Source organism: Streptomyces sp. ATLC9 (genome assembly GCF_057196705.1).
This window is the reverse complement of sequence record NZ_JBXUOY010000411.1, coordinates 1-3,155: the sequence shown is the minus strand read 5'-3', so window position 1 is coordinate 3,155 and position 3,155 is coordinate 1. Positions and strand designations below refer to the sequence as shown.

The 3,155-nt window shown below is 72.0% G+C and carries 2 protein-coding genes; both read right to left on the bottom strand.

What is annotated here, in order from left to right; all coding sequences use genetic code 11:
* Positions 1–84: 84 nt before the first annotated feature.
* A complete protein-coding gene (locus AC2CJA_RS25600) occupies positions 85–2,310 on the bottom strand; it encodes an MMPL family transporter (RefSeq protein ID WP_484605045.1) in 2,226 nt (741 codons plus the stop codon).
* Positions 2,311–2,425: 115 nt separating this feature from the next.
* The gene (locus AC2CJA_RS25595; protein ID WP_484605044.1) at positions 2,426–3,028 is read right to left on the bottom strand and encodes a TetR/AcrR family transcriptional regulator; all 603 of its coding nucleotides are present in this window, start codon (positions 3,026–3,028) and stop codon (positions 2,426–2,428) included.
* Positions 3,029–3,155 lie beyond the last annotated feature (127 nt).

Here is a 3,155-nt window from a genome sequence, read left to right as displayed (position 1 = left end):
CCAATCCCCGTCCCCACGGGCCGGTGCGGCCGGGGCCGCCGCGCCTTCCGCTCGCGCGCCGGCGGCCCCGGGCAGGGACGCGGATCAGTCGCGCGCGGCGACCGGCTCGCGCTCCTCCGTCCTCACGGCGGAGCCGTTCAGCTCGCGCTGGAGCTTCTCGCCCTCGACGTCGACGTTGGGCACGACCTTGTCCAGCCAGCCCGGCAGCCACCAGGCGGACCTGCCCAGCAGCGCCAGGACGGCCGGGACGACGGCCATGCGGATCACGAAGGCGTCGAGGAGGACGGCGACGGCCAGGCCGAAGCCGATCATCTTGATCATCGACTCGGAGGAGCCGATGAATCCGGCGAAGACGCTGATCATGATCAGTGCCGCCGCGCTCACCACGCGCGCCCCCAGCTTGAAGCCGGTGACGACCGACTCGTGCGGGGTCTCGCCGTGGACGTGGGCCTCGCGCATCCGGGTCACGAGGAAGACCTCGTAGTCCATGGCCAGACCGAAGACCAGGCCGACCATGAGGATCGGCATCAGGCTCATCACCGGGCCGGTCTGCTCCACGCCGAAGACGTCGGCCAGCCAGCCCCACTGGAAGACCGCCACGACCGAGCCGAGGGCCGCGACCACCGAGAGCAGGAAGCCCAGCGCCGCCTTGAGCGGGACCAGGATCGAGCGGAACACCACGATCAGCAGCAGGAACGCCAGGCCGACCACGAGGACCAGATAGGGCGCCAGGGCGTCGTCCATCTTCTGCGAGACGTCGATGGCCATGGCGGTCTGACCGGTGACCAGGACGCTCGCGCCGGTGGTCTCGGCGATGCCGTCGGCCTCGGCGCGGATGTCGTGGACCAGGTCCTCGGTCGCGGCGCTGCTGGGCGCGGACTTCGGGATGACGGTGATCATCGCGGTGTCGCCGGCCTCGTTGAACGTGGGGGGCATCGCGGCGGCGACCCCGTCCAGGCCCTGGAGCTTCTCGGCGGTGGCCCCGGCGGCGGCCTGGGGGTCGTCGCTGTCCTGGGCGTCCACGGTCACGATCAGCGGGCCGTTGGTGCCGGGGCCGAAGCCCTCGGCGATCAGGTCGTAGGCGCGGCGCTGGGTGGTGCTGGTGGGCTGGGAGCCGTCGTCGGGCAGGTTCAGCTGGAGGTCCTTGGCGGGCACGGCCAGCAGGCCGAGCCCGACGACGCTCACCAGCAGCACCGCGACCGGGCGGCGCAGCACGAAGCGGGCCCAGCGGGTGCCCGCGCCCTCCCTGGCCTCGGCGGTCGCGGCCGTCCCGCCGTCCTCGCCGGCCTTCGCGCGCTGCCTGCGGGGCAGGACCCTCCGCCCGGCGAAGCCCAGCAGGGCGGGTATCAGGGTCAGGGCGACCAGCACGGCCAGGACGACCGAGCCGCCGGCGGCCAGACCCATCTTGGTCAGGATCGGGATGTTGACCACCGACAGGCCGACCAGGGCGATGACGACGGTCAGACCGGCGAAGACCACCGCCGAGCCGGCCGTCCCCGTGGCGCGGCCGACGGCCTCCAGGGGCTCGCGGCCCTCGGCGAGTTCGGCGCGGTAGCGGGAGACGATGAACAGCGCGTAGTCGATGCCGACGGCCAGACCGATCATCGTCGCCAGGATCGGGGTGGTGGTGTTGAGGTCGAAGGGCACGGTCACGGCGGTGATGACCGCGACGGTGACGCCGACGCCGACCAGGGCGGTGAGCAGCGGCAGCCCGGCGGCGACCAGGGAGCCGAAGGTGATCAGCAGCACGATCGCGGCGATGGCCACGCCGATCACCTCGGCGGCGCCGGTGTGCGGGATCGCCGCCAGCGCGTCACCGCCGGTCTCCACCGTCAGTCCGGCCTCCCGGCCGTCCTCGGCGGCGGCCTTGAGCGCGTCGCGCGACTCCTCGGTCAGCTCGAAGCCGGAGACCTCGTAGGTGACCTGGGAGTAGGCGATGGTCTGGTCGGGGCTGACGGCGCGGGCCTGGAAGGGGTCGACGGCCTGCTGGACCTGCTCGCCCTCCGCCAGCTGTGCGACGACCTCGCCGACGGCGGCCGAGTTCTCCGGGGCGGTGATCTTCTCGCCGTCGGGCGCCTTGAAGACGACCCGGGCGGTGGCGCCGTCGGGGCTGCTGCCGGGGAAACGATCCTCCAGCAGCTCGAACGCCTTCTGCGCCTCGGTGCCGGGGATGGTGATGTTGCCGGAGGCCGCCGAGGAGGCGGAGGCGGCGAGGCCGCCCGTGACCGCCAGCACCGCCACCCACAACAGGGCGACCAGCCCGCGCCGCCGGAAGGCGAGGCGGCCGAGCCGGTACAGGAACGTGGCCATGAGAGTGAGGACTCCTGGTTGGGAGGAATGGGACTCGGAAAGGACGGGAGGTTCTGGGGCCGTCACGGTCCGTCCGGACCGGCCCGCCGGGTTCGCGCCGTGCGGGGCCGGCCGGTCAGGCCAGGCCGAGCGAGGGGAAGACGACCGCGTTCAGATAGCGCTCCATGTACGCGGCGTCCGCGTCCCGGTTCTCGATCAGTCTGCGGGTTCCCAGCGCACCGATGATCAGATGCGGGACGAACTCGATCGCCGGGTTGGCGGGATCCACCTCTCCGCGTTCGGCGGCCCTGCGCACGACGGCGTCGAGCGTCTCCAGGCCGGGCCGGATGTGCAGCTCGTACAGGGCCTGCCACAGTTCGGGGTCCTTGGAGACGGCGTGTGCCAGACCGTTCAGCAGGGCGGTGTCCTCGGAGGCGTGGCAGATGAAGTCACTCACCATCTGTCGCAGGTCCCCGGTCAGGGAACCGGTGTCGGCGTCCTCCGTGTGGCTCTTGCCCAGGTGGCGCAGGGCGGTGGCGACCAGCTTCGGCTTGCTCTCCCACTGGCGGTAGAGGGTCGCCTTGCTGGACTTGGTGCGCGTCGCCACCGCGTCCATCGTCAGCGCCTCGTACCCCTGTTCGCGCACCAGGTCGACCACGGCGGTGAACACCTCGTGCTCGCGCTCCGGGGTCAGCCGGGTGCGGCGGGCGGGTGTGGCGGAGGCCGCCTGATCGGACATCTGTGCTCTCCAGCGGGAACGAAACGGTTTCGTACACCTGGAGTGTAGAGGGCCGCGGGAGCGAAACGCAAAGGGATCGAAACGGCCCCGTTCTCCGGGGTGTCCGCTCCTCGCGAGGAGCGGACAC

What these genes read in the sequence shown, in the direction of transcription:
- AC2CJA_RS25600 (WP_484605045.1), bottom strand. Translation starts at nt 2,310, where the DNA reads ATGGCCACGTTCCTGTACCGGCTCGGCCGCCTCGCCTTCCGGCGGCGC.
- AC2CJA_RS25595 (WP_484605044.1), bottom strand. Translation starts at nt 3,028, where the DNA reads ATGTCCGATCAGGCGGCCTCCGCCACACCCGCCCGCCGCACCCGGCTG.